This window comes from Geomonas sp. (assembly GCF_035254065.1).
Classification (GTDB): Bacteria; Desulfobacterota; Desulfuromonadia; order Geobacterales; family Geobacteraceae; genus Geomonas.
This window is the reverse complement of the sequence record NZ_DATFBA010000387.1, coordinates 1-7,260: the sequence shown is the minus strand read 5'-3', so window position 1 is coordinate 7,260 and position 7,260 is coordinate 1. Positions and strand designations below refer to the sequence as shown.

At 64.4% G+C, this 7,260-nt stretch carries 5 protein-coding genes; 2 read left to right on the top strand and 3 right to left on the bottom strand.

Features of this window, described 5'->3' with window-relative positions:
- Positions 1–65 precede the first annotated feature (65 nt).
- From VJ604_RS18410 to merA, 3 genes are all read right to left on the bottom strand, one after another.
- Positions 66–1,109, bottom strand: a complete 1,044-nt coding sequence (locus VJ604_RS18410) for an HD-GYP domain-containing protein (protein ID WP_324085022.1) — start codon at positions 1,107–1,109, stop codon at positions 66–68.
- A 119-nt stretch (positions 1,110–1,228) separates the two neighbouring features.
- Positions 1,229–2,038 carry a hypothetical protein gene (locus VJ604_RS18405; protein ID WP_324085020.1) on the bottom strand — a complete coding sequence of 270 codons (810 nt, stop codon included), beginning with the start codon at positions 2,036–2,038 and terminating at the stop codon, positions 1,229–1,231.
- A 390-nt stretch (positions 2,039–2,428) separates the two neighbouring features.
- Complete coding sequence (merA, locus tag VJ604_RS18400; RefSeq protein WP_324085018.1) at positions 2,429–3,841, bottom strand: mercury(II) reductase; 1,413 nt, start codon at positions 3,839–3,841, stop codon at positions 2,429–2,431.
- A 570-nt stretch (positions 3,842–4,411) separates the two neighbouring features.
- Between merA and glyQ the strand changes: the two genes are divergently transcribed.
- Together glyQ and glyS are read left to right on the top strand one after the other, a co-directional pair.
- The gene (gene glyQ / locus VJ604_RS18395) at positions 4,412–5,287 is read left to right on the top strand and encodes a glycine--tRNA ligase subunit alpha (protein WP_324085024.1); all 876 of its coding nucleotides are present in this window, start codon (positions 4,412–4,414) and stop codon (positions 5,285–5,287) included.
- On the top strand, positions 5,287–7,260 hold a 1,974-nt coding region (gene glyS / locus VJ604_RS18390), incomplete at its 3' end, for a glycine--tRNA ligase subunit beta (protein WP_324085017.1). The genes glyQ and glyS, both read left to right, overlap by 1 nt.

The following is a 7,260-nucleotide window of genomic DNA, read 5'->3' as shown; positions in this document are numbered from 1 at the left end:
GCAGCCGGTCGACCTCTTTCCTTCGGGTGCCTCCGGGGCGAAGTCTTTCGTGGTCAGGAGATGGTTCAGTCGCTGAGGGCGGGATCGGTCATGGAGGAGATGGTTGCCTCCTTCTCCGCCGCCACCAGGTCGTTGCGGGGGAGCAACTCCTCGCTGCTGGGGAGCGGGCCGTCGGGGACGATGTCCAGGAAGATTTTTACCACCTCCGGGTCGAGCGCCTCGCCGCTTAACTCCCGGATCATCCGTCTCGCCTCGGAGTGCGGGTATCCCTTCCGGTAGGGGCGGTCCATGGTGAGCGCGTCGTAGATGTCGGCGATGGAGACGATCCTGGTCTCCAGCGGGATCTGTTCGCCCGCGAGCCCGACCGGGTAGCCGGTGCCGTCGTACTTCTCGTGATGGTACTGGATGATGTTGCGGGCCACCTCGGAGAGGTGCGCCTTTTCGGCCAGGTCGGCTCCCCAGTGGGTGTGCATCTTCATGGTCTCGAACTCGTCGTCCGATAGCTCGTTGGGGCCGTTCAGGATGAACTCGGAGACCCCGATCTTGCCGCAGTCGTGCAGCCAGCTGCCGTACTTGATCTGCCGTTGGGTCTCCTTGGGAAGCCGCATGGCATCGGCGATCATCAGGGCATAGACGGCGACCCGGTCGCAGTGCCCCTTGGTGTTGGGATCCTTGAGCTCGATGGTCTGGGCCAGGGAGCGCAGCACCGACTCGTCCTCCCGGCGCATGGTATGGACCATCCGGTAGCGCCGCAATCCCTCCTTGACCACCTCCAGGATTTCCTCGTTTTTCCACGGCTTGACGATGTAGCGGAAGACTTCCGACGTGTTGATGGCGGCCAGGGCGGTGGGAAGGTCGACGTACGCGGAGATCAGCACCTTAACGGTATCGGGGGAGATCGCGCGCAGCTTGGAGAGAAACTCCAGCCCTGTCATCCCCGGCATCTGGTTGTCAGATACCACCACGGCGATCTCGTGCTCCTTGAAGAGTTCCAGGGCCTCATCAGCGTTGCGCGCGGTGAGGATGGAGACACCGACGGATTCAAAGAGGTCCTGGGAGAACCGCAGAATAAGCTTGTCGTCATCTACGAAGAGAATCTCTGCCGCCATGATAACCCCCGCCTGTGCTGCCGAGGGCCGTGCCTCCCGACGGTCACTGCTTGATGGCAAAGGATATTATGGGCTCATGAACCGATTGTCAATTTGAATGTTGCGAATTGCCGGCATTTTCACCTGATCGTTGCCCGCCGGTTGCATTCCTCGTGCACCTCCGCCAACTGCCGGGGGGCAAGGGAGTAGGAGCTGCGCAGCGCGATGAGGTCGGCGTCGGAAAGTCCCGGCAGGAAGAGGGTAAACCAGATGGCCGGCGTCTTGGGGTTGCGCAGCATGGCGAACCTCAGGTTGGCGCGGTTTCCCCAGCGGGGGTGACGGGCGACCACGGAGATGGTCTCGGCAGTGGCGGCGGGGGCGGTGAGGAAGGCGTGCACCCCCGACTCCTTGAGCTTGGGGTTTGCCAGCACCGCATCCACCAAAGCCGGCTCCCCGCTTTTCAGGAGCGCTTCCAGGATGGCGGGAGAGCCGCGCCGGGCCAGGGCTATCTTGTTCCCCAGTTCGGTCTCCGGGAGCCGTTTCAGGACTGCCCGCTCGGCGGCAAGCCGCAGGTCGGGCGAGGTGCCGGGGAGTTGGACCAGGTTGACCAGTTCGAAGAGGAAGAGCTGCGGGAGCACGGCGGAGATGACGGCAGGGGGGGCATCGGCATGCCCGGCCAGGGCGATGAGCAGCCGGCGGCTGCGGCCGACCAGCGGCAGCTTGTGCAGCGCCTTGATGAGCGACTCGGGGAGGGTGCGCCGTTTCAGGAGCGCCAGCAGGTGCTGTTCGGTGAGGTGCGGGTTCTTGAGGGTGTTCTTGAGGACCTCGGGGTCGGCGTCCATCAGCAGGGAGAACAGCTCCTCGCTGCTGGCAATGAGCGCCTGCCGCAGGCGGGTTACCTTAGCCTGATCGAAAGAGTCGGCTGGCGATGATGATGGATCTGCTGTCATCGGCAAAACTCGCTGGGGTGTAGATGGTCCCGTCTTTCGGGAACGTCAAAGCCGTTCGCCCTGAGCCTGTCGAAGGGGGGGCGACACTCCTCTCCCCCCGGATGGGGGGATGCTGGGATTCGAGGTGCGGCTCCCTCTGCAAATCCGACATCGCTCCCCCTCCCTGACCATCCCCCTTCGGGAGAGGGGAGTAAGAGGCGTAGCCGGGGGGCAGGCAAGGCGTCATCATACGTCACAAGAGCAATCGATACAAGAGGGTGCGGTGAAGGGGGATGGAACGACCTGCTGTTGGGGGGCTGTGAGGGCGCCTGCGGCTTCCCTCGCCCCGGCCCTCTCCCCGAGGGGCGGGGGTAAGCTGATGGGAGTTGGTTGAGGTGAGGACGTGCTGGCTTACTCGGCGCAGCAGGAGAGGCGGTCGAGATCGCGGCGGAAGGCTTGGGCGCAGAGGCGTAGTCCCTCCCCCATCGAGGGGTAGACGTGCAGGGTCTCGGCGAGCTGCCCGACGGTCATCCCCATCCTGACGCAGATCGCCGCCTCGTTGATGATGTCGGCGCCCCGGTGCAGGCAGAGGTGCACACCCAGGATTTTGCCGGTGGTGTTGTCGGCGACCATCTTGATGGCGCCCCTGAGTTCGCCGGTCACGTGGGCCTTGGGAATGGTGGAGGCATCGATGGTGTGGCAGACCACGTCGAAACCCGCCTTGCGTGCGGCCTCTTCGCTGTAACCGACGGTGGCTACCTCCGGGTCGGTGAAAATGGCCATGGGGATGCTCAGGTAGTCGACGGCGCAGCGGCATCCGTCCAGCATGTTGTCGACGGCGGCGATCCCCTCCCGTGCCCCCTTGGTGGCGATCTGGCTGCCGCCTGTCACGTCGCCGGCCGCCCAGATGCCGGGGGCCGTGGTGCGAAGTTCGCGGTCAATCTTGATGAAGCCGCGCTGGTCCACCTCCACCCCTGCCTCTTCCAGACCGATCCCCTTGCTGGCCGGCGCGGTGCCGACCGCCAGCAGCAGCTCCTTGGTCAGGAAGGAGCGTGGCTCGCCGCGGTAGAGGGCCTCGATCTGCACCCCACCATGATGCGGGGCCACCGAACAGACCGTGACGCCGGTGATCACCTCCATCCCTTCCGCCAGCAACGCTTCCTGCAGCGCCTTGGCCGGTTCGGCCTCGACTGCCGGCAACAGCCTGCCGCCGTGCTCCAGGACCCTTACCTTGGCGCCCAGGCGCAGGAACATCTGCCCGAGTTCCAGGGCGATCACACCGCCGCCGATGATGGTCAGCTCGGTAGGGAGCCGCTTCAACAGCAGCGCGCTCTTGCTGGTAAGGTAGGAGATCTTGTCGAGGCCGGGGATGGGGGGCACCCGCGGGAAGCCGCCGGTGGCGATCAGGAAGCGCTCTCCCTTGATGGTCCGGTCGCCGACCTGCAGGGTGTCGGGCGAGAGGAAGACGGCGTTGCCGCGGATCAGGGTGAGGCCGGGGACGTTCTTCAGCACGTTCAGATACTTGGACTTCCGCAGCTCCTCGACCACCTCGTTCTTGTGGTCGTCGAGCGGGGAGAAGTCGACCTCGCCCAACCGGGTGCCCAGGCCGAGCCGTTCTCCAATCTCCGCCTGGTGCCGGAAGAGGGCGGAGTGGATGAGCGTCTTGCTCGGGATGCACCCCCAGTTTATGCAGGTGCCGCCCAGCACGCTCTTCTCGATCATGATCGGCTGTGCTCCCTTCGCTTGGGCCCGCAAGGCCGCGGCAAAGGCGGTCGAGCCGGAACCGAGAATGACGATCTCCTTTGTTCCGTTGCCGTTATTCATATCGACCCTCTGTGCTTTAGTTTACGTCATCCAAGAAGAAGCGTAAAGATTTCGGGATATTATCACTTTCTCATCTCCCGCCCCATCCTCACCCTGTCCCTCCCCTTGAAGGGAGGGGACGTTGAGCTGGCCTGGGGAGTGGCTCCGAAAGTGCCTGTCCCCTTGCCTGCCCCAAAGGGACGCCGTCAGGTCCCCTCTCCCGAAGGGGGAGGGTTGGGGAGGGGGAGCTATGTCCGATTTGTGGATGAAGCTTCATCCCGGACCCGGACAGTGTTCCCCCCTCCCAGCCTCCCTCTTTCGGGAGGAGGAGGGGGCGGACAGCCCTTCGACGGGCTCAGGGCGAACGGGGAGGAACAGCCCTTCCACGGGCTCAGGGCGAAAGGGGTCCTGGCGTGGTCGTGCAGGTGAAGGTGTGCTTGTTTCCCGGCGCGTTCTTGAGGTTTCCATGCGGGATAATCCTTGACAGCGCTATTCCATGAATGTATTCTGGCGAGCCTGTCTCACAGGACACCCTATAGTTTGTGCCGATTCGGCAGCTAGTGAAATCAGTAAGTTAGCGGAGGCGGCGTGTTGACATTTCAGGACCTGATTCTCTCCCTGCAGGGGTACTGGGCACGGCAAGGTTGCGTGATCCAGCAGCCCTACGATACCGAAAAAGGGGCGGGCACTTTTAACCCGGCCACCTTCCTGCGCGTGCTCGGCCCCGAGCCGTGGAATGTTGCCTACGTGGAGCCCTCCCGGCGCCCCACCGACGGCCGTTACGGTGAAAACCCCAACCGGCTGCAGCACTACTACCAGTTCCAGGTGATCATGAAGCCGTCACCGATGAACATCCTGGACCTCTACCTCGACTCCCTGAGGGCCTTCGGCATCGACCCCGGCAAGCACGACATCCGCTTCGTCGAGGACGACTGGGAGTCCCCGACCCTGGGCGCCTGGGGCCTGGGCTGGGAGGGCTGGCTGGACGGCATGGAGATCACCCAGTTTACCTACTTCCAGCAGGCCGGCGGCATCGACCTCAAACCGGTAGCCTCCGAGATCACCTACGGCTGCGAGCGCATCGCCATGTACCTGCAGGGCGTGGACAACGTCTACGACCTCGAGTGGGTGAAGGGCGTCAAGTACGGCGACATCCACCACGAGAGCGAGGTGGAGTTCTCCACCTACAACTTCGAGGAGGCGGACGTCGACATGCTGCTCACCCTCTTCAAGATGTACGAGAAGGAGTGCGTGCGGCTGGTGGAGAAGGGGCTGGTGCTCCCCGCCTACGACTACGTGATGAAATGCTCCCACACCTTCAACCTCCTGGATGCCCGCGGCGCCATCTCGGTCACCGAGCGCGCCTCCTACATCGGCAAGGTGAGGAACGTGGCAAGGCTGTGCGCCGAGGGATACCTGCAGATGCGTGAGCGGCTCGGCTTCCCGCTCTTGAAAGGAGGCCGCTAGTGGCAAAAGACCTTTTTCTTGAGATAGGGTGCGAGGAGATCCCGGCCGGCTTCATCCCCAAGGCGATGGCCGACATGGAGCAGCTGATCAAGCGCGAGTTCGAGAGCGCACGCCTGGAGTTCGGCGAGATCGTCACCCTGGGCACCCCGCGCCGCCTGGCGCTGGCTGTCAAGGCGGTGGCCGACCGGCAGCCGGACGCCGAGCTGGTGGCCATGGGCCCCTCCAAGAGCGTCGCCTTCGACGCGGACGGCAACCCCACCAAGGCCGCCCAGGGCTTCGCCCGCGGTCAGGGGGTCGACGTCAAGGACCTCACCATCGTCGCCACCGAGAAGGGCGAGTACATCGCCGCCAAGAAGAGCGAGATCGGACGCGAGACCTCGGAGCTTTTGACCGAGATCCTGCCGCGGCTGGTGAACGCCATCCCCTTCAAGAAGTCGATGCGCTGGGGCGACCTGGACGTCCGCTTTGCCCGCCCCATCCACTGGATCATCGCCCTCTTTGACGGCATGGTGGTCCCTTTCTCCTTCGGCAACATCGAAAGCGGCTCCGTCTCCCGCGGCCACCGCTTCATGGCCAACACCACCTTCCCGGTGCGCGACTTTGCCCACTACCTGGAAGAGTGCGAGCGCCATTTCGTGATCCCCGATCCGGAGAGAAGGAAGGAGATCATCCGCCGCGAGATCGCCCGGGTCGCCAAGCAGGCGAAGGGGAACGTGCTCCCGGACGAGTCGCTGTTGGAGCAGGTTGCCTTCCTGGTGGAGTACCCGAGCGCCGTGCACGGCACCTTCTCCGAGAGCTTCCTGGCTGTTCCGCGCGAGGTGCTGATCACCTCGATGCGCGAACACCAGCGCTACTTCTCGCTGGTGGACGACCAGGGGAAACTCCTGCCCGGCTTCATCACCATCAACAACACCCTCACCGATGACCCCGAGGTGGTGGTCAAGGGGAACGAGCGCGTGCTGCGCGCCCGCCTCTCCGACGCCCGCTTCTTCTTCGACGAGGACAGAAAGCACACCCTGGCCAGCCGGGTGGACGCCCTGAAATCGGTGGTCTACCAAGCGAAACTGGGGACCTCCTACGAGAAGATGGAGCGCTTCCGGACGCTGGCCAAGGGGCTGGCCGAAAGGCTGAACCCGTCGGCCGCCGAGCAGGTGGTGAAGGCCGCAACGCTCTGCAAGGCCGACCTGGTCACCGGCATGGTCGGCGAGTTCCCCGAAGTGCAGGGGATCATGGGGCGTGAATATGCCCTCCACGACGGCGAAGAGGCCGCGGTGGCCAACGCCATCGCCGAGCACTACCTGCCGACCCAGGCCGGGGGCGAGCTCCCCTCCTCCGACGTCGGCGCCTTCGTCTCCCTCTCCGACAAGATGGACACCATCTGCGGCTGCTTCAGCGTCGGCCTGATCCCGACCGGCTCTGCCGACCCCTACGCGCTGCGCCGCTCCGCCATCGGCATCATCAACATCATCCTCGACAAGGGGTACCGGTTGCCGCTGGATGGTTTCATTAAAAGTTCCCTCGATCTGCTCTCCGCCAAGGCCACCCGGCCGCTGGAGGAGGTGCACAGGGACGTGCTGGAGTTCTTCAAGGGGCGCTTCGTCAACCTGATGGCCGACCGCTACCCATCCGACGCGGTGGAGGCGGTGGTCTCGGTCTCCTTCGACGACTTGGTGGATGCCGCCGCCAAGATCTCGGCACTCGCCGAGTTCCGGAACCGCGACGACTTCGCCGCCCTGGCGGTGGCCTTCAAGCGCGTCTCCAACATCGTGAAGGGGGGCGTCGACACCCCTGTTTCCGAGGCGCTCTTCCAGGACGCAGCCGAAGGGGCGCTCTATAAGGCCCTGCAGGGTGTGAAAGGGAAGGTCGAGTCGGCGGTGGCGGGCGCTCAGTACCTGGCCGCACTGACCGAGATCGCCACCCTGAAGGAATCGGTCGACCTCTTCTTCGACAAGGTAATGGTCATGGCCGAGGAC

Excerpts from the sequence above, each read along its gene's own strand:
- VJ604_RS18410 (WP_324085022.1), bottom strand. The coding sequence starts at position 1,109 with ATGGCGGCAGAGATTCTCTTCGTAGATGACGACAAGCTTATTCTGCGG.
- VJ604_RS18405 (WP_324085020.1), bottom strand. The coding sequence starts at position 2,038 with ATGACAGCAGATCCATCATCATCGCCAGCCGACTCTTTCGATCAGGCT.
- merA (WP_324085018.1), bottom strand. The coding sequence starts at position 3,841 with ATGAATAACGGCAACGGAACAAAGGAGATCGTCATTCTCGGTTCCGGC.